This window comes from Paenibacillus sp. FSL R5-0912 (assembly GCF_000758605.1).
GTDB lineage: Bacteria > Bacillota > Bacilli > Paenibacillales > Paenibacillaceae > Paenibacillus_AQ.
On record NZ_CP009282.1, the window covers coordinates 3986928 to 4013107 of the forward strand.

18 protein-coding genes are annotated in these 26180 nt (G+C 53.4%); 15 read left to right on the plus strand and 3 right to left on the minus strand.

Translation table 11 applies throughout. The features are described 5' to 3' along the window. The first annotated feature begins 315 nt into the window (after nucleotides 1-315). A complete protein-coding gene (locus R50912_RS16910; RefSeq protein WP_052416410.1) occupies nucleotides 316-3108 on the plus strand; it encodes a polysaccharide lyase family 8 super-sandwich domain-containing protein in 2793 nt (930 codons plus the stop codon). A 212-nt stretch (nucleotides 3109-3320) separates the two neighbouring features. On the opposite strand, the gene R50912_RS16915 is transcribed toward R50912_RS16910, so the two are convergent. Beyond that, nucleotides 3321-5630, minus strand: coding sequence for a helix-turn-helix domain-containing protein (locus R50912_RS16915; RefSeq protein ID WP_042236541.1), 2310 nt, complete (start codon nucleotides 5628-5630; stop codon nucleotides 3321-3323). Between the two features lie 261 nt (nucleotides 5631-5891). Between R50912_RS16915 and R50912_RS16920 the strand changes: the two genes are divergently transcribed. The 7 genes from R50912_RS16920 to R50912_RS16950 all read left to right on the plus strand — a co-directional run bounded on the left by R50912_RS16920 (nucleotide 5892) and on the right by R50912_RS16950 (nucleotide 17982). Continuing rightward, entirely contained in the window at nucleotides 5892-7490 is a 1599-nt protein-coding gene (locus tag R50912_RS16920; protein WP_042236543.1) for an extracellular solute-binding protein, read from the plus strand. Nucleotides 7491-7576: 86 nt separating this feature from the next. Beyond that, nucleotides 7577-8548, plus strand: coding sequence for an ABC transporter permease (locus tag R50912_RS16925; RefSeq protein ID WP_081956538.1), 972 nt, complete (start codon nucleotides 7577-7579; stop codon nucleotides 8546-8548). Beyond that, on the plus strand, nucleotides 8542-9396 hold the full coding sequence (locus tag R50912_RS16930) for a carbohydrate ABC transporter permease (protein ID WP_042236544.1): 855 nt from the start codon (nucleotides 8542-8544) through the stop codon (nucleotides 9394-9396). The genes R50912_RS16925 and R50912_RS16930 overlap by 7 nt, the downstream gene beginning before the upstream one ends. Before the next feature lie 30 nt (nucleotides 9397-9426). After that, on the plus strand, nucleotides 9427-11496 hold the full coding sequence (locus R50912_RS16935; protein ID WP_042236545.1) for an MGH1-like glycoside hydrolase domain-containing protein: 2070 nt from the start codon (nucleotides 9427-9429) through the stop codon (nucleotides 11494-11496). Nucleotides 11497-11519: 23 nt separating this feature from the next. After that, nucleotides 11520-12890: an FAD-dependent oxidoreductase gene (locus R50912_RS16940; RefSeq protein ID WP_042236546.1), complete on the plus strand. Its 1371-nt coding sequence runs from the start codon at nucleotides 11520-11522 to the stop codon at nucleotides 12888-12890. 27 nt (nucleotides 12891-12917) lie between these two features. After that, the gene (locus tag R50912_RS16945; protein ID WP_042236547.1) at nucleotides 12918-16643 is read left to right on the plus strand and encodes a sugar-binding protein; all 3726 of its coding nucleotides are present in this window, start codon (nucleotides 12918-12920) and stop codon (nucleotides 16641-16643) included. A gap of 52 nt (nucleotides 16644-16695) precedes the next feature. Continuing rightward, nucleotides 16696-17982: a Gfo/Idh/MocA family oxidoreductase gene (locus R50912_RS16950; RefSeq protein WP_042236548.1), complete on the plus strand. Its 1287-nt coding sequence runs from the start codon at nucleotides 16696-16698 to the stop codon at nucleotides 17980-17982. A gap of 75 nt (nucleotides 17983-18057) precedes the next feature. Here R50912_RS16950 and R50912_RS16955 read toward each other — a convergent pair whose 3' ends face one another. Then, the gene (locus tag R50912_RS16955) at nucleotides 18058-18597 is read right to left on the minus strand and encodes a PadR family transcriptional regulator (RefSeq protein WP_042236550.1); all 540 of its coding nucleotides are present in this window, start codon (nucleotides 18595-18597) and stop codon (nucleotides 18058-18060) included. Continuing rightward, complete coding sequence (locus R50912_RS16960) at nucleotides 18594-19436, minus strand: sialate O-acetylesterase (protein ID WP_042236552.1); 843 nt, start codon at nucleotides 19434-19436, stop codon at nucleotides 18594-18596. Before R50912_RS16960 ends, R50912_RS16955 begins: the two co-directional genes overlap by 4 nt. An 833-nt stretch (nucleotides 19437-20269) precedes the next feature. On the opposite strand from R50912_RS16960, the gene R50912_RS16965 reads away from it, so the two are divergent. The 7 genes from R50912_RS16965 (at nucleotide 20270) to R50912_RS16995 (ending at nucleotide 26159) form a co-directional block, all read left to right on the plus strand. Further along, nucleotides 20270-20830: a glycerol-3-phosphate responsive antiterminator gene (locus R50912_RS16965; protein WP_042236553.1), complete on the plus strand. Its 561-nt coding sequence runs from the start codon at nucleotides 20270-20272 to the stop codon at nucleotides 20828-20830. A 165-nt stretch (nucleotides 20831-20995) separates the two neighbouring features. After that, the gene (locus R50912_RS16970; RefSeq protein ID WP_042236555.1) at nucleotides 20996-21778 is read left to right on the plus strand and encodes an HAD-IIA family hydrolase; all 783 of its coding nucleotides are present in this window, start codon (nucleotides 20996-20998) and stop codon (nucleotides 21776-21778) included. Between the two features lie 32 nt (nucleotides 21779-21810). Continuing rightward, nucleotides 21811-22554 carry a glycerophosphodiester phosphodiesterase gene (locus tag R50912_RS16975; RefSeq protein WP_042236557.1) on the plus strand — a complete coding sequence of 248 codons (744 nt, stop codon included), beginning with the start codon at nucleotides 21811-21813 and terminating at the stop codon, nucleotides 22552-22554. Beyond that, nucleotides 22551-23285 (plus strand): glycerophosphodiester phosphodiesterase, encoded by a 735-nt coding sequence (locus tag R50912_RS16980; RefSeq protein WP_042236558.1) that lies wholly within the window; start codon nucleotides 22551-22553, stop codon nucleotides 23283-23285. The genes R50912_RS16975 and R50912_RS16980 overlap by 4 nt, the downstream gene beginning before the upstream one ends. A gap of 46 nt (nucleotides 23286-23331) precedes the next feature. Further along, on the plus strand, nucleotides 23332-24423 hold the full coding sequence (locus tag R50912_RS16985) for an ABC transporter ATP-binding protein (RefSeq protein WP_042242559.1): 1092 nt from the start codon (nucleotides 23332-23334) through the stop codon (nucleotides 24421-24423). Beyond that, nucleotides 24420-25319 (plus strand): carbohydrate ABC transporter permease, encoded by a 900-nt coding sequence (locus R50912_RS16990; protein ID WP_042236559.1) that lies wholly within the window; start codon nucleotides 24420-24422, stop codon nucleotides 25317-25319. Before R50912_RS16985 ends, R50912_RS16990 begins: the two co-directional genes overlap by 4 nt. A gap of 12 nt (nucleotides 25320-25331) precedes the next feature. Next, on the plus strand, nucleotides 25332-26159 hold the full coding sequence (locus tag R50912_RS16995) for a carbohydrate ABC transporter permease (protein WP_042236561.1): 828 nt from the start codon (nucleotides 25332-25334) through the stop codon (nucleotides 26157-26159). The last annotated feature ends 21 nt before the right edge of the window (nucleotides 26160-26180 follow it).

A 26180-nucleotide genomic window follows, 5' to 3' on the forward strand; every position in this document is an offset into this window, starting at 1 on the left:
TTAACGGAATCTGAGTCCGCTTAGCCAGCAAAATTGGAATATTTGTGGAAATAGCGGATTTTCAGTCCGTTTGGTTTGACTAGCTGATGGTCCAAAATGAAAGGTAGCCTTTCAAGATCGCTCGAAATTTCATACCTTTTCTCGAATTCACGTAGTTTCTTTAGCGGCCCTTCCATATCATACTATTAAATGTAAGCGCTTCATCGTAAGGCGGAATTACAGGCGTGGTAAAGGAAGAATTATGGCTGGAAAAAAAAGCGTTTGGATTACGAAAACGAAGCAAACGAAGCAATGGATGAAAAAGGAGGATTATGGATGAGAAGAATGCTAATCAAAAGCTGCATGATTATGTTAATTCTGCTCCTGTCTGTCAGCGGCTTTGGAGGAATAACGGGTACGGATCGTGCCCACGCAGCGGATGAATTCGACGGGATGAGGGAGCACCGCAGGGTTATGCTGACCGGAGGAGCCTCGCTGAATACTGCGGATACCGATATAGCCGCTGCAATTACCAGGCTGACTACGGAAGCGAACGGCTATTGGCAGACAATGAATACCTCGCCCAGCCGTACCTATCTGTGGAGCGATAACCCTGGTATTGGGAATTCGATTCACATCCGGGTGACCTATGAACGTCTGTACACCATGGCGCTCGCTTATGCCACCAACGGTTCGGCATTGTACGAGGATAGTCAGCTTGAGACCGACATCGTTGCTGCACTCGATTATATGTATGCAACCAGATACCATGAGGCGGTAACTACGACCGCCAGCGGAACCAGCAATTGGTGGGATTGGCAGATCGGCATACCGATGCAGCTGAACGATACAGCAGTGCTGATGTATGACTCCCTAAGTCCGGCTCAAATTACGAATTATATGAAAGCCGTAGAACGTTTCTCGCCAAGCGTCACCTTAACAGGAGCCAACCGTTCGTGGAAAGCGATCGTCGTAGGCGTTCGGGGAATCCTCGTCAAAGATGGTGCCAAAATTGCCGCTGCGCGTGACGGGCTTTCCTCAATTTTTAATTACACGGTTAGCGGAGACGGCTTCTATCGTGATGGATCATTCATTCAGCATGGCAATATCCCCTATACCGGAGGGTATGGACTCAGTCTGCTGCTGGCTGTAAGCGATCTGATGGGGATGCTCCACGGTTCAACATGGCAGGTCACCGATCCCAACCAGTCTAATGTCTGGGATTGGGTATACAATACCTATCAGCCGCTGATGTACAAAGGCGCCATGATGGATATGGTTCGCGGCAGGGAAATCTCCAGAAACTACAGTCAGGATCATGACGCGGGACATACAGCAATGCAAGGTATACTGCTGTTGTCGGGGATCGCGCCGCCCGCGCAAGCGGCTGACTTCAAGCAGATGATTATGGGCTGGATAATGTCGGATACCTTCAAGTCCTTCTATTCCAGTGCACCGATCCCATCCATCGTTCTGGCCAAGAGCATAAGCGCGGACCCGTTGATTGAGCCGTCGGAAGAGCTTAAGGTCTATAAGCAGTTCTCGGCGATGGACCGCGCAGTCCAGCACCGGCCGGGCTACAGCATCGGACTGGCGATGTATTCGAAGCGCATCAGCAGCTTTGAAGCGATCAACAGCGAGAACGCCAAAGCCTGGTACACCTCGGCCGGGATGACCAGCTTGTATAACAGCGATCTCGGACAATACAGCGATGATTTCTGGCCAACCGTCGATAATTACCGCCTGCCGGGAACAACCGTGTTGTCCCAGACCCCGTCAAGCAGCCATACTAGTGCAAATACGTGGACCGGCGGCACCGGCATTCAGAACCTATACGGCAGCTCAGGTATGGATTTGCAGTATGCGGATCATACGCTTGGCGCGCGGAAATCCTGGTTCATGTTTGACGACGAAATCGTCTCCCTGGGTGCAGGCATCAACAGCACGGACAATATTGCCGTTGAAACCATCGTGGAGAACCGGAAGCTGAACACGGCGGGCAGCAATACGCTCACTGTGAATGGCGAAGTACAGCCTTCAGCTGTGGGATGGTCGGATACCCTAGACCAGGTAGACTGGGCTCACCTGTCCGGCAGCACAGCCGGTGCTGATACCGGATATTATTTTCCCCAGAATGTATCGCTTAGCGCCAAGAGAGAGGCCAGAACAGGGAACTGGAAGCAGATCAATCCACGTCCGGTAACCCCGTCCACAACGATAACCCGCAATTATATGACCTTATGGCTGGATCATGGCGTGAATCCGGGTGGCGGGGAATATCAATATGTCCTGCTGCCGGGCAAGACCGCTGCTCAAGTGGCTGCTTATGCCGCAGCGCCTGATATTGAAGTACTGACAAACACATCCTCTGTTCAAGCGGTAAAAGAAACGAAGCTGGGCATCATTGGGGCGAATTTCTGGGAAGATGGGGCCAGCTCCGTCGATCTGATCTCAGTGAACAAGAAAGCATCGGTCATGACCAGAGAAGCCGAAGAGGGCGCTTTGGAACTATCGGTCAGCGATCCGACACAGTTAAATACCGGTGTAATTGAGGTTGAACTGGACCGTTCGGCAAGCGGATATACTGCAGATCCCGGAATTACAGTGACGCAGCTCAGCCCGACCATCAAATTAACAGTCAATGTCAACGCAGCCAAAGGCAAGACGTTCAAGGCCTTCTTTGAACCGGGCAGCGGTATGCCGCCAACCCTTCCTGGAGAAGAGGTTATTGTGGACAATAGCGACACCACAGGTGTGCTAAAGACGGGAAGCTGGAAGACCTCTGCGGTACAGACCGACCGGTACGGAATCAACTATGTACATGATGACAACAGCGGCAAAGGCAGCAAAAGTATTGCGTATACACCCGAGTTGCCCGTCACCGCCACTTATAGCGTCTATATGATGTGGCCGGAGCATTTTAACCGCTCCACTGCAATCCCAATTGAAGTCATTCATGCCGGCGGGACGGCAACACTCACCATAGACCAGACCTCAAACGGCGGGGTATGGAACTTAATCGGAACGTACACCTTCAATGCCGGCACCTCCGGCAGTGTGACGATCCGCAATAACGGAACAAGCGGATATGTTGCTGCCGATGCGGTCAGATTTGTGCGTAACCCGTAACTGGTAGCATTGTAGACCGATTGACCCTGGATTATTTCACCCTTGACGGTCTTCACCCGAACGAGGCTGGCTTTCAGCGGATTGCTGAGCTGGCTGTTCCTTTTCTGGAGCGCATTTGAACCGTAAATAGATAACAGCATTGTCGGACAAGAACATATACGCACAGAAAGCCGCCGGATGGGCGGCTTTCTGTGTTTTCAAAGAGGTTTCAATCAGGAATTCAAATGCAGCTGCCGGTATTCCGTCGGGGTCATGCCATAGTATTTCTTGAAATTGCGCAGAAAGCTGGAGAAGTTGGTGTAGCCGACCTGCTCGGCAATATCATTCAGCTTCATGGGGGTTTCCAGCAGCAGCCGGTGAGCGGCCTTCATGCGTACTTCAATCAGATAGTCGACAAAATTGCTGAAGGTATATTCCTTGAACAGCTTGCTTAAATAATTGGGGCTGATGCTGAACCGGTCCGCCAGATAATTAACGGAAATGTCACTCTGGGCGTAATGCTCCGTAATGTAAGAGAGAACGCTTTCAATCAACTCGCTGCTTTTTTTCTTACTGCTCCGTTTCTCCTGCAGAGACTGAATCAGTTCAGTCATCAGCGAGCTTAGAACCATCCGCATCTCGTACAATGTCTCGCATTGCTGAAGGCGGATGAACACCGCTTCATGCTCCGTCTGAAACTGTTCATTCAGGCTGGAGTCTGCTGCGGTCCGCAGCGCTTTCAGAATGACCTGCAGGCAGAGCTGGACCATCATCTCTTTGGACAGATTGCATCGCGCCGCCCGTTTGAACAGCTCCTCCAGCACGATTCCGGTTTTCTCCGCGTCCACCTGCTTGACCGTTTCCTGCACGGCATCAACGGATTCAAAGACCTCAAGCAGCCTGCCGCTGTCCCATGCGCCAACATCGTTTGAGGTGATGAGCGCATTATGACCCATGAGAATTTTACAGGATATCAGCCCTGCCGACTCCAGATAAGATTTGCGGATATCTTGAAAATGATCGTAATACTCACCCATGCTGACAGAAATTGTCCGTCTGAACTGCACCTCAACATAGGCCATGAAATACTCTCCGAATGACCTGGCTTCCGCTGTATTCTCCGCACGACCTGCATCCCTGAAGCTCAGAATCATTACCGCCTGATCATCGTTCATCTGAATCGCAGCCCCTTTGACCTTGTCCTGCCGGGAGCGGATCATCTCTTCAGCTACATTACACAGCGCGTACAGGTACAGATTCATGTCTCCAACCTTCTCCAGCATAGCCTTATTATCGAATTCAATGGTGAGGACGATATAATGCTGCGGATACAGTTCAATGCCCACATGATTAAGCATGGGCTCAGCGGAGGTGAATTTCGTCCGGTTGCCGGTCAGAATATCGAACATAATCTGCAGCTTCAGCGCCGGAATGCTCTCGTGGAGCTTCTTTTCTGCAATGGAATAGCCGGTGAATACCTGCTCTATTCTGTTCTGCAGATCATTATAGGAGAGAGCCTGTGAGGATGTTGCGCTCTGGAAACCAGATGGCGTGCGCACTGTAATCTCTTCCAGCCTTGCAATGAAAAACTCCATGGGAGCAAACCAGCGGTGATTGACGAAGCGGCTTGCAGAAACCGCGATGACAACCATGAGCACGGCCATGGCGATCAGAATATAGCGCACTGTAAGCGAAAGCGTACTGAGCTGCTGCTGGGATACGATGTAAATCAGCTTCCAGCCGGTATACGCAGAGTTATCGTAGAATACGAGATTTTTCCCGGTGGCCGTTTTCTCTACCACGTACCCCCGCCCTTCGCGTGCAAGTACCCGGGATGCGTAGCTGTTGTCCAGAATGCTCTGATGAATCAGCTTAGGGTCCTTATGGGACAGCACGTTCCCGTTCCGGTCGACCAGAAATACATTGTAGCTGTCACTGAATTGCAGATCGCCGAACATCTTCGAGATACTCTTTTCATTAATTCGCGTGACCATTACACCGCTTCTGTCTTTGGGTCCGGCGGTAAAAGGGTAATTGCGGACAAGCAGGAAATCGCTGCTCTCTGCTGCCGGAGGAGAGGCATTCCATTTGCCGGTCTTGCCGCTGCCGGTGAAGGAATTGATCCAGCCCATGGAAGGCGCTGATTTCAGCGGGTAATAGTCGGACGCAGAGAGGAGCTTGCCGCTTTTCTCCGAATACAGATAGATCGCCTTCATATTAAAATTGGCTGCGAGATTGTTGCCCAGCTGATCCTGGAGCATAGAGAGGCCCAGCAAATGCTGTGCGGAATCCGGGCCGGCGTCCTCAAAAAAAGACCGGGTATCATTACTCCGCAGCAGATTGATGGTGGTCAAATCGATTTCCTGAAGTGTGCTGTCTACCCGTTTGCTGATCTGGCTCAGCACATTCTGATTGGAACCAATCACCTGCCTTTCTAACTGGCGGATAGAGCTGATATAGCTGATCGCCACAGTCATCAAGATAATAAGGATGAATAATGCGGTATAGATGAGCTGTACTTTGGCAGAAATTCTTCTCTTCACTTGCTATCGCTCCTTAACCGGCGGATGTTCACTTCATTATATGACATAATGCAGCGGTAAGCGGGTGTCACTTTCCATTATGATGTAGCGTTATCTACAAATATTCGCCGGATAGCGGGAGATGAGAGTTCATTGTAGGTTCTGCAACTATTCAGTCTGCCGGATAGCCCGCTATAGTTAGGTGGAGGCCAGGCGCCAGGCTTCACCGTATTAGCAAGACCTAATCTGCCCAACATCACAAGTCCATTGGAGGTCAAAAGAATGTACAGAAACAGAAAGCTCACCCCCGCGTTTCTCGCGGTGCTGCTGCTAGGAACGGCGGCTTTGTCCGCATGCGGCAACAGTAACGGAAACGCCGGCACGTCCGAAGGGCCATCCCCGGCCGCTGCCTCACAGGCGCCAAGCGCAGATCCCTATGCTTCGCTGCCCAAGGAAATATCCGGTTCCATTTATGACAGGGGGCAGGTGGCAACGGGAGAAGGCTCTTATGAAGAGAACCGCTGGACAAAGTATATCAATGAGAATTCCGGAGTGAAGGTGAGTTGGGTGCCGATTCCGCGCAATCAGGAGGCGGATAAATTCAATGTGCTGATTGCTTCCGATCAGGCGCCGGATATGATGACTACCTTCAACCGCGACTTTATTGTCCGCTGGGCCGATGAAGGAGCCATTCAGCCGCTGGATGAGTATATCGACAAGTACAGCACCAGCTACAAAAAATATCTGCAGGAGCATCCCGAGCTGAAGCCGTACCTGACCCTGGATGACGGTAAAATCTATGCCATCGCCAGCATGCGGCCTGCCCGTGCCAATACCGCCATATTCATCCGGCAGGACTGGCTGGATAAACTCGGGCTGGCTATGCCGACTTCGGTGGATGAGCTGGTGGAGGTCGCCAAAGCCTTCCGGGACAAAGACCCAGACGGCAACGGTGCGGCCGATACCATTCCAATGGCGATGTCAACGGCCTACACGGCGATAACTGACGACTGGTATATGGCACGCAGTGCGGCCTGGTTCGTAGAGGACGGGAAGCTCACCCAGAGCTTCTTCACCGAACGGTATAAAGACGCGCTTGCTTTCCGCCAGCTTGCTTACCATGAGAGTCTCGTTGACAAGGAATTTGCGACAGATAAGGAATTTTCGCGGCAGAAGCAGCTGTGGACCACGGGTCGCTCCGGCATCTATTTCAGTAACCTGAACATGGACAATACCATTACCGAGCTGCGGAAAAATAATCCGGAGGCCACACTGGCCGCAGTTCCGCCTCTGTCCACGAAATATGGAACGAACGGCTATGAGGTCGAAGTCCCTAACCATCTGCTGACCGCTTTTAACAAAAACATGAAAAATCCGCAGGCCGCGATGGAATTTATCGACTGGATGCTGGATTCAGGCTGGGAGCCGCTGACCTATGGAACTGAAGGCGTACATTATCAGTTGAAGGACAGCATTCCGGTCACAACCGATTTTGACAAATGGAAGACTGAGGTCGGCTATGCTTCGGAATACCGGCTGGTTCAGCAGGAGCAGCAGACACCGGATTATTTGGTCACCCGGGCAGGGGACAGCAAAGATGATCAGGATATGGCTGCCCTCAAAAGTACGATTATAAAGAACAGTGAGACCTATACCTTCCGCAAGGATCTGCCATATATCCCGCCAGTTGCGGAATACGCCTCCATCGCCGGCCAGTTTGAAACCAAATGGAAAGAAATCAACACCCGTATGGCGATGAGCAATCAGACACCGGATGAAGCGGTCGAAGAGCTGCGCCAAGCCTGGAACAGTCTGGACGGAGACAGTGTAACCGCCAAGGTTCAGGCCTGGTACGATGCGAACAAAGACAAGCTGAAGTAAAACATACGGTTCTTGGATATAAGGGAGCTGCGGAATGTACCCTATTCCAGGCTCCCGAAATGTATAGAGGAGTGAGAAAGAGCTATATGCCAAAAACATTGCACCAGCCCTCCGGTCCGGCGGCCATACGCTCCAAAGGCCTGAACAAGCCGGGGCGGGGCCTGCTATTTTATCTCTACCGGGACCGTTATCTGTACTTGTTCCTTATTCCGGCCATGTCCTATTTCTTCCTGTTCAAATTTGTCACCCTGTACGGCGAGCTGATCGCTTTCAAGGATTTCCGTCTGCTGGACGGGGTTTGGGGCAGTCCCTGGGTGGGGCTTAAGCATTTCCATACTTTGTTTGAAAGCGCTGATTTCTGGAATGTGCTGCGCAATACCCTGCTGCTGAATTTGTACAATCTTGTTTTTGCCTTCCCGGCTCCGATCCTGCTTGCCCTGCTGCTGAATGAGCTGCGGGTGAACTGGTTCAAGCGGGCTGTGCAGAACATGCTGTATTTGCCTTTTTTCATCTCATGGGTAGTTCTGGCGGGGATCATTGTCTCTTTGCTGTCACCTTCCACCGGAGTAGTGAACGCGGCCCTGCGCCTGTTCGGGATCGATCCGGTTTACTTCATGACCAGCACCTTATGGTGGCCTGTGGTGTTCATTGTCTCCACCATCTGGCAGAGCGCGGGCTGGGGCACGATTATCTATATGGCCGCTATCTCATCTATTGACCCCGGCTTATACGAAGCGGCCAAAATCGACGGAGCCACCAAACTGCGCCAGATCTGGCATATTACGCTGCCGGGTATCCGCGGGACCATTGGTGTCCTGTTGGTTCTGCAGATGGGGAAGATGATGGATGTGGGCTTCGAGCATATCTTTAATCTGCAGAATGCCGCTGTCTTCAGTGTATCCGATGTCATCAGCACGTTCGTGTACCGCACAGGGCTGCAGAACGCGCAATACAGTCTGGCAACGGCTGTGGGATTATTCCAGGCGCTGATCGGGCTGATTCTGGTGCTGACTGTCAACAAAATTGTGAAAAAGCTGGGAGAAGGCGGATTATGGTAAACCGACTGAAAAGTATGCCGCTGTATTTGTTTCTGGCCCTGTGTGCGTTCATTACAGTGTTTCCGCTTCTGAATATTCTGGCGATGTCGCTGAGCAGCAGCCGGGCGATCATTTCGGGTGAAGTGGTATTGTGGCCGGTGGAAATTACCGTTCAGGCCTATAAACAGCTGTTTATCGACGGGCAGCTGCTCATCGCCCTCAAGAATACAGTGATCATCACAGCCGTAGGTACTATACTCCAGATGATTGCAACCACACTGGCCGCATATACGCTTTCGAAACGGAGATTGAAAGGACGGCAGATCTTTACGTTTATGGTCATGTTCAGCATGCTGTTCGGCACCGGGCTGATCCCGCTGTTCCTGCTGGTTAAGCAGCTGCACCTGATCAATACCTTCTGGGCGATCTGGCTTCCCGGGCTGGTAAGTGCTTACAATCTGTTTGTGATGAAATCATTTTTTGAAGGCCTGCCGGCCGAGCTGGAGGAATCAGCGACGATTGACGGCGCAACGGACCTGACGGTGTTCTTCAAGCTGACGCTGCCTTTATCCAAGCCCATCTTGGCTGCGATTTCGCTGTTCTATGCGGTTGCTCTGTGGAACACCTATTCCAATGCCTTGTATTTCATCAGCAAATCGCAGCTGCTGCCTGTAACAGTCAAGCTGTACCAGATGCTGCAGACGCCGATTGATTCCCTGCTTGCAGGCGGGGATTCCTCCCAATACATCCAGCCGGAGGGGCTGAAGGCCGCGGCGATCATCATCACTGTGCTGCCAATCCTCTGCGTTTATCCGTTTTTGCAAAAGCATTTTATCAAAGGGGTTCTGCTGGGCTCGGTGAAGGGCTGAAGTGCAGAATTCCATTTCCGGAGGGAACACATGAAGGTGACTACAAACTATACACTCGGTTCATTTGCGTTTGATTTACGGAAAAGTCTGGCCCCCCCGGAACATCTATGGGTGTGCAGCGGCTATAGTACAGTTGCGCCTTCCGCGCGAACGGTCTGCGGCGTTCAAGGCTGCTATTCACCGCCTTTTGCCGCCAAGGATCTGGGCGTGAAACTTCATATAACAGCGGACGGACATCCTGTCCGGGATAACGGAGACTTAGGCAAAGGGGACTGTGGCGTACTGTATGCGAAGGGCGTCTGGCAGCCTGATCAGATCAAAAGGCAAGGGACCTATCATCATCTGATGGAAGGAGAGCTGTTATCACTTGCGGTGTCCAGTGAATTGACGCCTCTGACGGATACCCATGGCTTCCTCCTGACTCAGCGGATCAAGAACCGCAGTCGTAGAACGGTAACGGTTGCGGTTCTACCGGAGCTGGTGCCGGGAAGCCCGGCCATGGTTCCGCTGGACGATTGGGACTATGGAGCACCGCTGACCTCTGCCGGTCCTGCGCTGCAGCTTGAGGAAGGAATCTGGGAGAATGAACAGGTCCGTATTACCCTGCTTCGGGAAGGCGATCAGGAGCTGAGCCTTGGAGAAGGGAAGGAGGCCGTGTTCCGGCTGGCTGCGGTTCTGACTCCTGCCGGACAAGAGTTCCGTTGGGAAGAAGGGCAGACCCTGAAAGAGCTGGGGGGGCGGACAACCGCTGTCTGGGAGCACCGGCTTGAGGAGGCCTGCCGTGAATTGCCGGTGCTGCAATCGGATATTCCGGGTCTGGAAGACTATTACCGCCGCTCATTGATCAGCGGGATGGTCTGTCTGTGGGAGAATCCGGAATTCGCCATTCAGCCGTTTCCTGCCGTTTCCGGGCTGGAAGGTGCCGGAATCTGCTGTTATCCATGGGATGCGGGGGGATACGGTGCAAGAACGCTGGCGCTGATGCTGGGGAAGGACAAAGCGGCAGAGCTGGCTAGTCTGATGGCAGCCAGCGGCATTGAACGGCACTCCCGGTTTGCTCCCAGCGGACAAGGCGCCCATGTGCCCTATTCGTATAGCTTATGGTCCTTCCTGAACTTTGCCTGGTCGATCTTTGTACTGCACGGAGAAGGGGCAAAACTGTTCCCGACCATGCGGACACTGGCCTTATATGACGATAGCCGGTTGCCGGAGTGGAATGAGCTGCTGGATTACGGCCTTCAACCGAACCTGCTGGAAATGCGGGGGGCAGGCTATGAACATATTGTAGCCAGTCCGAATGCCGAGCGGGCCTGGAGCTATGACCGCTTGGCCGATCTGGCGCAGCATCTGGATCTGGCGGCGGATCAACCCGCACAGGAATGGCGGGACAAGGCGGAGCGTATCCGCCAGTCGATCCGCACCCATCTGTGGGATGAGGACAAAGCCTGGTTCAAGGCCATATATCCCGAAGGCCATGCGGAATCGATCTATTCGATTCAATATTATGACGCGCTGCGCTTCGGGGCCTGCACCGAGGAGATGAAGGAGGGAATGTTCGCACAGGTTAGGGATGGGGCATTTCTCGGCAAATACGGCGTAAGCAGTATCTCGGCCGAAGATGAGCTGCATTATGAGCAGAATGATCCGGACTGGTCGGGAGGCGGGGCTTATACCGGGGATGGGCCGATGCTGGCGCTGACATTGTGGGAATCCGGACGCGATGAGCTGGCGTGGGATACATTGAGGCGTCACTTCTGGATGGGGCAGCATCTGCCGTATTATCCGCAGGAGCATTACTGTGACCGCCCGGCTGTACCCGTGCATAAGCGGGCGAATGTGGTCGCAGGCTTGGCCGGTGCGGAAGCCATTCTGTTCGGCCTGGCCGGTCTTGATCCCCGCCTGGACGGCAGCTTATGGATTCATCCCCGCCCGCCCGCTGAAGGAAGGGTCTCTCTTTCCGGTTTCGCTTTCCGGGGGCATATCATTGATGTGCGGATGAGCCCGGAATGGTGCGAAATCATCTGTGATGAAGAGGTAATCTACAGCGGTGTGCCCAGCCTCCGTGAGGTTGTTCAGTCCACCGGGAGCCGGAGGAATTGAAGAGAGAGAAAGGAGCGGACGCTATGAAGGGAAACTGGAATTTCGAGCTTGTGGTGGTGGGAGCCGGAGTCGGCGGGATCAGCGCAGCCCTGGCCGCTGCGAGGTTGTTCCGGCGGGTGCTGCTGATTGAGGCGGGGCCTGAAGTCGGAGGCACCGGCGTCTTCTCCAGCGTCTCGCTGATCTGCAATTTCCGCGACAGAATGGGACGCCCGGTTACAAGCGGCATTCACCGCGAGCTGTTCCCGGCGGCGTATACCCATTACAACGAACAGCGGGTGCCGACCTATGATGAGCAGTCTCTGAAGTCCACCTACCAGCAGCTCCTGGAAGCCGAGCCAACGCTAACTGTGTGGACCGGGTGCTCGGTGAAAGAGGTTGATGTGGAGAAGGGTCGGATTCAGCGACTTCACCTTCAGGGCAATCAGGCTGGAACGGTTGCCGCAGAGGTATTTCTGGATGCAACGGCGGACGGTAATCTGTCCGCAATGGCAGGGATGCAGTACGAAATCGGCCGTGAAGGTGACGGCAAGCTGCAATCAGCCACCGCCACCTTTCGTGTGAGCGGCTTCGATCCCATGAAGCTGAAGAATCCGGATATCCAGACCTGGCCGGCGATCCATTCCCTGCGGCTTGAGCTGCTGCCGTATTATCAGGAGCTTAAGGACAAGGGGGAGACCGCTAATCCAAGGCAGAGCATCACCTGCTTTCCTTATCCGGACGGCAAGTCGCTGCTCTTCAACTCCACCTCTGTGCTGGGAGTGGACCCTACCTGTCGGGATTCAGTAAGCCTGGGCATGGAGGAGGGTACCCGGCAAGCCAATGAACTGTTCGGGGCCATCTGCGGGCATCCGGCATTCCGGCAGGCCAAGCTGGATTATATCGCGCCGCGACTCGGTGTCAGGGAAGGCCGGCGGATCACTGGTGAGTATGTCCTGACAGCCGAAGATTGCCTGAACAACCGGCATTTCGGGGATATGATTGCAGCATGCGCCTACTCACTGGACATTCACAGCCCGGATGGAGGAGCGACCCGGCTGGAGCGCATTCCCGGGGACGGATATTACCATATTCCCTATCGTTCCCTGATCCCCGTGGGCTGCTCCAATCTCCTGCTTGCCTCCCGCTGCATCAGCGGAACCCATGAGGCGCACAGCTCTTACCGGATCATGGCGTCGGTCAGCGCCATCGGTGAAGCGGCGGGGGTTGCTGCCTCGCTGGCCGTGATTCAGGGGAAGGCGGATGTAAGGGAGGTGATGCCTGCACATATCCGTTATGTGCTGCAGCTGCGGGGGCAATTCACAGATGGTGAAGTGGAGCGGATTCCGCTTCCGGCCAGTCCGCATCAGGAACAGCCTGTATCATTGGAACCGAACTTCAAGTCAAGTCATGACTGACCATTCAGAAGGGAGGAACGGGCAACGATGAGGAGAAGAGGCAAGCAAGCAGTGTGGGCGTTGATCATCCTGCTGGTATTCTCCATGGCGGCAGAGGGGTTCCCCTCTGCTGTCTACGGAGAACAATTGAGAGCGATTGCATCAACTGGGGGAATCATACCGCCGGATGCTTCGGGTACTCCCGCCAGCGTAACGGAGTCCGTCTATGAAGAACTGGGGTCCCCGGTCATTACAGACTGGGAAGACTTCCGTGGCAGCTTCGGTAAGCATACGCACGCTTTGGCTCTGGAAGCGGAGGACATCGTCATTGACGGTGCAGTGGACGAGTGGAGCCGCTACGCAGAGATCCGGCTGCCGGAGGCTGCCGGACAGGTACTGGTCGAAGGCTGGGGAGGGCCTGCGGATGTGTCTGCCAGCGTGTATCTCGCCTATGACCAGAGCTACTTCTACTGGGCGGCGAAGGTGAAGGATAATGTGCATGTTCCTGTCTCCGACAGCACCATGTGGAGAGGGGACAGTATCCAGTTCGCCTTCAGTCCCGGCGGCAGCTACGGGCCGGAATACGCCATCAATTATATGGACGGGCAAGCACATGTCTGGCAGTTCAGCGAAGGCGGAGCCCCAGCAGGAGAGGAAGTGATCACGGCTGCAGCCAGCCGGACCGGACAGGAGACCTCCTTTGAGGTACGGATGCCGTGGTCTGCCATCTCCACGGGTATACCGGAGAATGGGGAGCTTCCGTTCACACTGCTGTTCAACGACAATGACGGCGCGGGCCGCCGGGGCTGGCTGGAATGGACACCGGGCATCGGCAAAGCCAAAAGTCCGGCTGACCATGCAGTGGTTCATCTGGTCCCTTCCGCCGCCCCTTGGAGCTTCTGGGTGGAAGGTCCCCGGGAGATCAATGTGAATACGACTGTCTCTTATTCGGTGTATGCTGTGAACACGACCAGTGAACCGCATAACCTCCATCTGTCATCCAGCCTGCCGGGCGTTGAAGTGGATTTCACGCTGCCTGCCGGCTCGGCCGCCGGATGGAGCCTGCCGTTCACCACGGCGGACCCCGGAGAGCAGCTGCTTAAATTCACGCTTGCGCAGCAAGGGAGTATTGCCGGCAAGAGGCAGGAGCTGAAGGTGACTGCGGTGCTCGATCCCGCAGAGATTGAGGCCATGCTGGACAGTGTGAATGCACAACTGCCCGGTCTGGAGCAGCTGCTGCTGCAATGTGAGGCACAAGGACTGTCCACAGATTATGAGCGCATTGATTATACCGTAATCAAGGACTTCATTGGTTACGGCAAGGAGGATATCGTGCAGGGGCGGCTCGGCAGAGCGCAGTATGTGGCGGCTGAGCTGGAGACGCTGCTTACGGGCAGCATGCAGCAGCTGGAGGGGTATCTGGACGGCAGCCTGACCCCGCAGTCCGCTCCCCGCTATGTCTCCGGACGCCCGGAGATTTCCGGATATTCCTTCTTCGGTGACACCATCGTGAGGAGTACGGGCGTCACCGAAGAACGGCCAATCTTCTTCACGGGCTACGGTCACTTCAACCAGGTGAAGCGGGACATTCCGAAGCTTCAGGATCTCGGAGCTAACGTAATCCAGATTGAGCTGGGGCCAAGGGATGTCATTCTGGACAAACAAGATTTCGTAAACCGTTACACCGTCAACCGCTCCGGTGCGGTGTCCGCTACAGCAGCAATTACAGAAGGGATAAGCCATTCCGGCAATCATTCCCTGAAGATTGCCAATGCATCGCCGCGGCAGTCGAATGTATTCATCAATGTCGCCCAGACCATAGCAGTAGAGCCGGAGACTACCTATGAATTCAAGGTATGGGTGAAGGGTGACAATGCCAGGAACGTCTGGTTCCCGGGCGGAACGGGCTGGAAGCAGCGTCAGCCGTTGCCTGGCGGAACCTATGACTGGACAGAAGTAACATTCGAATATACCACAGCGAAGGGGGAGGTATCCTACCCGCTGGTTATTTTATCCGAGAATACAGGTACGGTCTGGGTGGATGACTTAAGCGTCGTCAAGGCTGGGAGCATGGTGAATCTGATTCAGAATCCCGGCTTTGAGGATCTGGGCGGTTATTCCCCAGACAAGGAGTACGTTGTCTCCACCCGCAATATCCAATCGGAGCTGTTACCGGCGCTGCAGCGGGCTGAGGATTATGATGTTGCGGTCAATCTCCTGATATCCCCGCATTATTTTCCGGACTGGGTGCTCGCAAAGTGGCCGGAGCTGAAGGTGGAGAATAACGGCTCTATCAAATTCTCCCTGTTTGAGCCGATGGCCCAATCCATTATAGAGGATTATCTGCGAGCCTTGATTCCCGCCATCAAGGATTATGATTCGCTGCAGAGTCTTACGCTCACCAACGAATCGGTCTATACGGCCAATAAGGATGCCTATGCGATGCCTGCCTGGCACGAGTATCTTGAAGGCATCTATAACGGCGATATCGGGCAGCTGAACGGCGTCTATCAAACGGCCTATAGCTCTTTTACCGGAGTACCTATGCCTGAGAATATTACAGCTTCTCCGGCGTCTTATGACTATGTGCTGTTCAACCAGGATTACTTCGCCAGCTGGCATGAATGGATGGCCGGAATTATCCATGAGCTTGCTCCAGAGTTGCCTGTGCAGGCGAAAATCATGGGTGATCCCCGGGGTAGCCTGTCCTGGGGCGTGGATATCGAGCGCTTCTCGGAGTTCAGCCAGATCAACGGCAATGACAACTGGAATTATATCAACGAAGGCCCGAAGGGCTTCATGGAAGAACTCAGCTTCTATGATTTGCAGGCCTCCTTCAAAGAAGCCCCAGTCTTTAATTCGGAGCATCATCTGATCGCTGACGGGGACAAAATGTATACGCCGGAGCAGGCGAAGCATGTCCGTTCGGTACTGTGGCAGAGCGCGATTCACGGCCGGGGCGGCTCGGCCATCTGGGTATGGGAGCGGACTTACAATGAGACGGCCAGCACCGAGGGCAGTATACTGCACCGGCCGGATGTTATAGCGCAGGCAGGGCGGACCAATCTGGACCTGAACCGGCTGTCCGGACAGGTTACCGCCTTCCAGAATGAACAGCCGCAAGCAGCGATTCTGTATTCTACCGCCTCGGGTGTCTTTTCGGGAGAATACTCGGCAGTCTCGCTCCGCGCTTATGAAGCATTGTCTTACAGCGGCTATAAGGCCGGATATGTATCTGAAAAGCAGGTGGACAATGGCGGGCTGGACACGTATAAGCTGCTGATTGTGCCAAACGCTTCAAGAGTCAATCCGGAGACGCTGACCGGCATCAGGCAGTTTATGGAGCAGGGCGGACGGGTGCTGCTGATCGGTTCACACGCTTTGGAGCTAACACCGCACGGCGCACCGCTCTCTGCCGCAGACAGAAGTTATGTATTCACCCACGCGGACAAGATATCGGCAACGGACTGGACCGCAGGCCAAATCAGAGATTTCTTGTTGCCGGTCCTGATGGCCGTAAATCCGGGGCAGCTGTTATTACTTGATCCGGCGGATAATGCTCCCGTATACAATGTGGAGTGGAGGACCGTTGAATACGGGGGACAAACACTGGTGAATGTGGTTAACTATGGCCCGGAACCCGTCGAGGTGAAGGCGGTCCGCAGTGGAGTAACGGCAAACGGCTTCATGGATCTGATTACAGATCAAAGCTCTGCGGGCCAGACTATAGAGCTTCAGCCGCTGACCCCCTATTTGTTCAGTCTGGGAATGTGATATTCAAAAACTGAAATTCGATATAAAAGCTAACTTTAGGAGGCACACGTAATTGGACAAGAAGCGTTATGTACAGGTAGGCATTGGCGGCAGGGCGCAATTTTTCTATGAAGCTATCGCGAAGGAGTACAGGGATTCTGCGGAGCTTACCGCTTTTTGCGATGTGAATCAGACACGTATGGATTACGCCAACAAGCTGTTGTCGGAGACACATGGGTATCCGCAGGTGAACACCTACCTGGCTGAACAGTTTGACACCATGATCAAGACAGAGAAACCGGATATTGTCATTGTCACCAGTGTCGACCGGACCCATCACAGATATATTATCCGTGCGCTTGAGCTTGGGTGTGATGTGATCACAGAGAAGCCCATGACCGTTGATGTGGAGAAATGCAAGGAGATTTACGAAGCGGTGGAGCGTACCGGACGCAAGGTCAGGGTCACCTTCAATTACCGCTATGCTCCGCATCATACGAAAGCCCGCGAGCTGATTGCCTCCGGGGTAATCGGGGAAGTGCATTCCATTCATTTCGAATGGCTGCTGAATACTGAGCATGGGGCGGATTATTTCCGCCGCTGGCACCGGGACAAACGCAACAGCGGGGGACTGCTCGTTCACAAATCCACTCATCATTTTGATCTGGTCAACTTCTGGATCGGTGCGGAGCCGGAAACGGTGTTTGCCTTCGGTGACCTGCGATTCTATGGCCGGGAGAATGCCGAGAACCGCGGCGTAACTTCATTCTATCAGCGTGCCACCGGAAATCCGGCAGCCAAGGACGATCCCTTTGCCCTGCAGCTGGATGAGAATCCCGTTCTGAAGGAGATGTACCTGGATGCGGAAGCAGAGGACGGCTATCAGCGGGATCAAAGCGTGTTCGGCGACGGAATCAGCATTGAGGACACCATGGGGGTAATGGTCCGGTACAGCAATAAGGCGATTCTTACGTATTCATTGAACGCCTACATGCCTTGGGAGGGTTACCGGATAGCTTTTAACGGCTCCAAGGGCCGAATCGAAATGAGTATCGTGGAAAAATCCTATGTCAATGCCGGGGGTGACCGCGCCTTGGAGGGAGCTGTGGAGGGCAAACATATTGTGGTGCATCCCATGTTTGGAGCGCCTTATGAAGTCCATGTGGATGAAGGAACGGGAGGACACGGCGGCGGCGATCCTGTGCTGCTGAATGATCTGTTCGGAACCCCGGACGAGGATATTTACCACCGCGCGGCCAACCACCGGGACGGAGCCCGCTCCATCATGACCGGAATCGCCGCCAATCAGGCCATGCGAACCGGACTACCGGTGCTCATCAAGGATTTGATTACCATCTAATTTGTTGAAGAAGTCTGCATGCTTACAAGAGGCATCCCCATCAGTGAATGATGTATGGGGGATGCCTCTTCGTCTTTATACAGTAGGACCCTCTATTTCTGCTTTTAATTGTTTAAACCACTCTAAGTTAACAAAGTGATGGGAACGGGAATTTTCGTTCATGCGGCGGTAGTAATCGATTGTACCGGGAAGTTCTTGTGTGCCGGACAGGTATTCCTCAAGGCGGGAGATTCGGGCTGCAGTCAGGTCGATTTGCAATTGGATCAGTTCCAGCAATTTGCTTTTGTCGTATTCATCAGCGAAGAGCAGCGCACCATAAAATTGCAGGTTGACATATTCTGATTTACTGCCGTACGTGACCATTAATTTTTCGAATTCAGTGATTCCTGATCCGGTGATTTTAAAGTTCCGAGTTTCGCGCCCGCTGGTTGAAGGTTTCTGCTGAATCTGTTCAATCCAGCCTTTTTCTTCAAGCTGCTGCAGATTGTAATAAAACGAGCCCTTTGTGAAGTTTACAATGTATTTGTAATGGCGCTTTTCCATTAAGGCCAGTAGTTCGTATCCGTGAGCACCGGGGTTTTGGATGAGCAAGCCAAGGATGAGTAAGGGAATCAAGGCTGCATCACCGTCACCATCTTCGCCTCGAATTCCGCGTACGTGATTTTACCCGAAGCCAAGTCCAGGCTATGAAGATACATCTGCTCTGTTTTTGAATAGTCGCGCTCGACTTTCAGTGACTGTTCCTCCCCCGGGATGGGTACCAGGACATGACACTTTTTCGAAAAAGCCTCGAAATAGCGGTAGCCGAATATGCGCTGCGAAACCGCATCTAGATGAATGCCATCGGGATTCGCGGTCAAATCTTCCGCTGTGACAAAATAACGATTTGGCTGTTCGTTAGCGAAGTTCTGCAATCGTTCATTAATCTGCCGGTACTCTGTCGCTTGCTGTCCAAAACCGGTCTTCCCGAGGAAATCACCAAGTCCGCCAATGATCAAAGGTACCTCATCAAGATTTAATTCGTTTCTGAGGGTCTCAATGATGAGGGACAACTTTTCGTAATAAGTTTCATGTAGCGAATGATAGCTGTCGCTCTCACCCTGGTGCCACAGGATTCCGCAGATTTGACTGGATCGCAGGGCGAAGCGGGCTTCGGACAACGCATGCTGAAATAGGATGCCTTCCGGATGCCAGTCATTCAATGAACTGCCACCTTCCGCACAAGGAATCAAACCAATTTCTTCATCGGGACTTACTTTCGACCAGGCCTCGGCAAATGACGCCGCCAGGCTAACCCCGGAAACGGGACGGTCATAATTAATCGGCTCTGTCATCATCTGCCACTGTCCATTGCGCAGCATTTTTATTTTTTCATTATAGATAGGATCGACTTCATGCAAAAAACCACGGCCCGCCATATTCGACTGACCCAGCATTAAAAATGACTTTATCATTTAGGCTTCACTCCTTCACATCACAATATTAGTCTAATTGGACTAAATATATTGTATAGTCTGATTAGACTATAGTCAAATCATCGGTCTGGGTAAGACCTCATCGGCTTTAGTGTTGCTCACGCTCGCTCGTTTTGATGCCAAATTCCTGCTCAATCCACTCCTATCTATTACCCGATTGGGCGATTGGAATGACTTCGATCCCTTCTTAAATGCGTTCTATATAGACTGAAAAACAAGTATTAGACTGGCTGGCGCCTCATTAAAATGACGGGTAGGCTAACACCAGGAATATGATTCCATTGAGTACCGTCGAGATGATTAGTTGCGCCAGAATGGAACTTAGGAGCGAATTTTGGTCGTAAGTGTTTGCCTTTATATCAGCAAGTCTAACTTTCCACAAAAGTTGGGTATTTTATGGACGGTACTATAGAACATGACAGTGAATTAAGTTGCTATAGTTAAGGTCATTTTTAATTATTAAACAACGTAAAAAGATCGGAATTACCATAAATAATAGTAAAACATGATTCTAATAAATAATCATAGATTGAATCTGATGGATGGTGAGACGCTGATCGTTAAATGATTATCAATTCCTCGTTTTTTGCCCGGGGTACTCTTATTCAATATTACATGTCCTTGGCTGGCTCCAATATATCACTGCATACCCTGTCAGTTATCTGCGGCAATGGAATTCCTTGCCTGAATGTTAACTGTAACTTTTACAGCGCTCTGATATTAAGCGAATAAAAGCTCTGTAACATAGGGGGTAGGACCAGCAGGAAGACAAGCTGGCAGCTGCAAGCTATAAGTGAAGGGAGGATGCTTACTTGAAGCATAACCCCATTATTGCTTCGATCACCGAGGAGTCACAGCTGGACCAGGCGGTTGCCTGCGGTGTGAAGCGTGTGAATCTGATGACCGGGAACATCAACAACCTGGGGAAGATTGTGAAGCCGCTGCAGCAGGCAGGCAAGCAGGTATTCGTCCATGTAGAGATGGTCGGCGGGATTGGCAGAGATGCGGCGGCGATTCAGTATTTGGCTGAAGCCTTCCGGATCGACGGGATCATTACCACCAAGAGCAATGCCATCGCCACAGCCAGAGCGCACGGGCTCGCCAGTATCCAGAGGGTTTTCGCCATTGATACGGCGGCAGTAGAGACTGCCCTGCGGATGATCAAGAACTGTAACCCCGACGAGGTCGAGCTGATGCCCGGACTGATGCCGAGAATTATCAGGGACATGAAGCAACGCATTAAGCAGCCGCTGATCGTAGGCGGACTGATCCGGGAAAAGCAGGAAATCAGCAGTGCGCTGGACAGCGGCGCCGATTATGTCTCCATTGGGGATGCGGCCCTGTGGCAGTGGACGCGTGGAACAAGTGAATAACGTACCCCCGGGTGGAGACGATGAGAAAACCCAGCGGTCAGTCATTAGCATTCGATGGAGCCTTGCCAGGCTGTAGACGGAGGCTTAATTTCTGGAGCTGGTTTTTTTGCGCGGAAATTCCGGCGCGGAGAACCAGTGAACCTGAATGAAAAGGAGCAAGCGCGGATGGACATCGCTTCATATGAAGCCTACTGCTTTGATTTGGATGGGACCGTGCTGATTGGCGATCAGCTGCTTGCAGGTGTGGTTGAGACGGTTGCGGAGCTGCGGCGAAGAGACCGGAGAGTTCTTTTTCTGACCAACAGCTCGGTCCATACTCCCCGGGATTGTCAGCGCAGACTGGAGCACATGGGGCTGGCCTGCGGAGAAGATGAAATCTTGACGGCACTCTATGTCAGCGGCAGCTACTTCGCCCGGGAGGAACCGGAGGCGAGGGTGTATCTGGTTGGAGAAGCGGTGATGCGAAGGCAAATGGAGGAGTCCGGAGTGGCCGTCACCGGGGACCCGGAGGAAGCAACCCATGTACTGGTAGGCATGGACCGCAATTTCAATTATGAGAAGCTGGTGCTCGGAATGAGAGCAGCAAGAAGGGGCGCCAGGCTGGTGGCGGTCAATCCCGATCCGGTCTGCCCGGTACCCGGAGGCTATATCCCGGACACCTGGGCGATTGTCAAAGCGCTGGAAACTGCGGCCGGGACAGAGGCTGAGCTGGTTATTGGCAAGCCTTCTCCCTATTATGCGCAGGAGGCGCTTCGGATGCTGGCTCACCCTCCGGAGCATTGCCTGATGGTGGGCGACCGGCTGGAGACAGACATTCTGATGGGGAATCGTTGCGGTATGCAGACGGCCCTAGTCCTTACCGGCGTGAGTACAAGAGCGGATATTGCGCGGCAGCAGATTCTTCCGGGTTATGTTCTGGACTCCCTGGCCGATCTGTTCAACAAGTAAGTCTAACCCCAATAACAGGAGGATGAGAAACGATGCAGGATTGTAAAATACTCGCCCACCGCGGTGCAAGCGCCTATGCACCGGAGAATACGATGGAAGCCTTCAGGCTCGCGGTGCAGCAGCATGCCGACGGTCTGGAAATCGACATTCACCTGACCCAAGACGGAGAGATCGTGGTGATTCATGATGATACGATTGACCGCACCTCTAACGGCAAAGGAGATATTATGTCCTACACGCTGGCTGAGCTTAAGACCTTCCGCTTCAATACAGGCTTCGAGGAGCAATACCCGGATGCTCAAATTCCTTCTCTACGAGAAGTGCTGGAACTGGTGAAGGAGCATGATCTATATCTGAACATCGAAGTGAAAGATATCCTCTCTAAGTCGGAGCTCTACTCCGGGCTCGGTAATGAGGCGGCGAAGCTGGTAGAGGAATATGGCCTCGGTGCAAATGTCATCTTCTCATCCTTCAATCATACCTCTATGGTGCGGCTCAAGGAGTCTTGTCCGGAGATGCGGACAGCGCTGCTCTACATCGCGGGGCTGTACGAGGGTGGGAAATATGCGCAAATGACCGGAGCCGATGCCCTGCATCCGTTGTACATCGGGGTTAACCGCGAACTGGTAGAAGAAGCGCACGCAGCGGGGGTTCAGGTCAATGCTTGGACAGTGAATGATCCGGTCCATATCCGCATGGTGCTGGAGGCCGGTGTAGACGCGATCATCACTGACCGTCCCGATGTCTGCTATCCGCTTAGAGAGGTACGGGCATGAAGCAGACACAGATACTGGCTCACCGGGGAGCAAGCGCCTATGCGCCGGAGAATACGATGGCTGCTTTCGGGCTGGCCCTTGACATGGGGGCACACGGCATTGAACTGGATGTACAGCTGACCCGGGACGGGAAGCTGGTGGTGATCCACGATCTCTCCATTGACCGGACTTCGAACGGGACAGGTCTGGTCGGAGAGCTGACGCTGGAGGAGCTGCGGCAGTATGATTTCTCGTATACTTTTGCCGGGAAATACGGAACGGACGGAAGCCGCCTGCCCGAGCTTGGAGAGGTGATGGAGTTCGCCATGAAGCACGGGTTGTACATCAACATCGAGACGAAGGATTATTCTCGGCCTTACGGTGAAGTGAATCTGCGGACAGCGGAGCTGGTACGCCGCTATGGCTATACAGAGAATACATTGATCTCTTCGATCAATCATACAGCGGTAGCCCGGCTGAAGCGTGACTACCCGGAGCTCAAGACGGCGATTGCGTTCATGGAGAGCTTCTACCGGCTGGAGGCATATGCGGCGAATTGCCGGGCGGATGTGCTGCATCCGTATTACCCCGGCGTAGATGAAGCCTTCATGGAGCTGGCGAACCGCAGCCGGTTCGAGGTCAATCCCTGGACGGTGGACGATGAGGCGGAGATGATCCGCTTGCGGAATCTGGGGGTTACGCGGATTATGACCAATAAACCGGACCTTGCGCTAGAGTGCCTGAAGAACTGATAGACGAATGGAAGCGGCCCTAAGAATCCGGCTGGAGGAGGAGAATATGAGCGGCATCGTTCTGGAGAAGGTAACCAAGAAATACGGCGACAAGCTGATTATTGAGGATTTGAATCTGAGCATTGAGAGCGGCAGCTTCACGGTGCTGGTCGGCCCTTCCGGGTGCGGCAAGTCTACGACGCTAAGGATGATTGCCGGACTGGAGCATTCCACGGAAGGCACGATTCACATCGGCGGGGTAAGCATGAACCAGGTAGAGCCGGGCAGACGGAATCTGGCCATGGTGTTTCAGAATTATGCCTTGTACCCGACCATGACGGTCGAGAAGAACATTGAATACGGGCTGAAGAATAATAAAGTACCGAAGGAGGAACGCAAGCGGCTGATTACTGAAATTGCGGAGACTGTCGGACTGACCAGACATTTGCATAAAAAGCCGGAGTTTCTCTCCGGCGGTGAACGCCAGCGGGTCGCTTTGGCGCGGGCTATGGTGAAGAAGCCTGCCGTGTTCCTGATGGACGAGCCGCTGTCCAATCTGGATGCCAAGCTGAGGCAGCAGATGCGGGCGGAGCTGATCGAGCTGCACAAGAAACTTGGCGCGACCTTTGTCTATGTGACCCATGATCAAGTGGAGGCGATGAGCATGGGCACCCGGATCGTGCTGATGGATGGCGGGAAGGTCATGCAGGAGGATAACCCGCACAACCTGTATTACAATCCGGCCAACCTGTTCTCCAGCCGTTTCATCGGCACCCCGCCGATGAATATTCTCGCACTGGACCACTGTGGGGAAGAGATCCGTAAGCTGGCTCCGCAGCAGGCCCGGTATCTCGGCTTCCGTCCGGAGAAAGCGAAGTTTACCCTGGAGCCGGGAATGGAGCCGGACAATACCGTTAGCCTGACGGGTACGCTCAGCGGCCGGGAGCTGCTCGGGTCAGAGATTATTTACAAAGTGCAGCTGGAGAACGGGCTGATCATTTCGGTGAAATGCTTCGATCGTCCGGAACGCGAGCTGGAAGCCGTGAGACTCTACGTGAAGAAGGAGCATCTGGCATTCTTCGACGCGCAGGAGCAGCGTGTCCGGGAAGCTGCACAGTCCGGAATCAGCGCTGCCGTAAGCACTGGTGGTTCGGCATGAAGCGGCTCCGCCCCTCCGTGAAGCTGCTCCGCCCCTCCGTGAAGCTGCTTCCCTATCTGCTGGTTGCTCCGGCAGTGATCATCCTGACCGTATTTTATCTCTATCCGATTCTCTACAACATCTATTTAAGCTTCTTCACCTGGAATATGCGCGGACCGATGAAGTTCGCCGGACTTAGCAACTATGCAGAGCTGTTCAGCGGCCGGGATTTCCTCCATACCCTGCTCAATACGCTGCTGTACATGGTGATGGACGTTGGGCTGGTGATGGTGCTGGCGATGGGGCTGGCGCTCTTTTTACAGAAAAGTACGCCGCTGAACCGCTTCATCCAGACGCTGAGCTTCACACCCAATATCATCTCGCTGGTATCCGTATCGCTAATCTGGATGTGGCTGATGAACACGGATACGGGGCTGTTCAATTATCTGCTGTCTGTGCTGGGAGCAGCGCCAGTGGGCTGGCTGACCGATAAGGATGTGGCCCTGTTCTCGCTGGTGCTGGTCTCGGTCTGGAAATCTGTCGGGTTCAATGCACTGATCATTTGCTCTGCCCTTGGCTCCATTCCGGGTTATCTCTATGAGGCTGCGGCTCTGGATAATGCGTCCAAGCGCTCCGTTTTCTTTCAAATTACACTGAAGATGATTTCACCGACCTTGTTCTTCCTGATCCTGATGAATATCATCGGCTCCTTCCAGGTGTTCGAGACGATCAATATCATGACACAAGGCGGTCCGTCCAATGCCACGAACACGCTGATCTTCAGCATTTATAAGCAGAGCTTCGAATATTACCGGGTCGGCTACGCCTCCGCAATGGCGGTCGTGCTGATGGGTATCGTGGGGCTGATTACGATTTTCTACTTCAAAGCACTGAATAAACGGGTTCATTACCGCTAAGGGGGTGAGGAAATGAAGGTTTGGGTCCGGCTGCCGGGCAGAGGACTACGGATCATTGTATCCGTTCTGCTGATCGTGATCTTCCTGATGCCATTCTATTGGATGATCCTCACCGCGTTCAAGACGCTGGGCGAGGTGCTCCGGATGCCGCCGAAATTCTGGGTGGATTCGCTGCAATGGCAGAATTTCCGGGATGCTTTTACGAGGATTAACTTTCTGCATTATACCCGCAATTCCCTGATCATTACACTCGGGACGATGCTCGGCCAGCTGGTCGTGGTTGTGCCGGCAGCCTATGCATTCGCAAGATATCAATTCAAGGGTAAAAATGCGCTGTTCGGCATCGTGCTCGCCACCATGATGATTCCGGGCCAGCTGATCTTCCTGCCGATCTTCGTGATGTTTGCGAAGTCCGGACTGCTGAACACGTATGTATCGCTCATCGTGCCCTTCATTGCCAGCGGTACGGCCATCTTCATGCTGCGGCAGACCTTCATGCAGGTGCCGGATTCCCAGCTGGAGGCAGCCCGTCTGGATAATGCCAGTGAGTTCAAAATCATCTATACGATCATGATGCCTGCCGCTGTGCCCACCTTGTCCACACTCGCGCTGCTGACGTTCATCGGGACGTGGAACAGTTACTTTTTCCCGCTCGTATGGACCACAACCGATGCCGTCCGGACCTTGCCGCTTGGAATTCAGAAGCTCCAGGATGTGGAGGGACTCAGCCCGCAGATCGTGATGGCCGGGAATATGATGCTGATTGTGCCGATTCTGCTGGTCTTCCTGATTGCACGCAAGCAGATTATCAAAGCGTTCACCTACATGGGAGTGAAGTAGCGGGAATACCCTGCGGCCTTG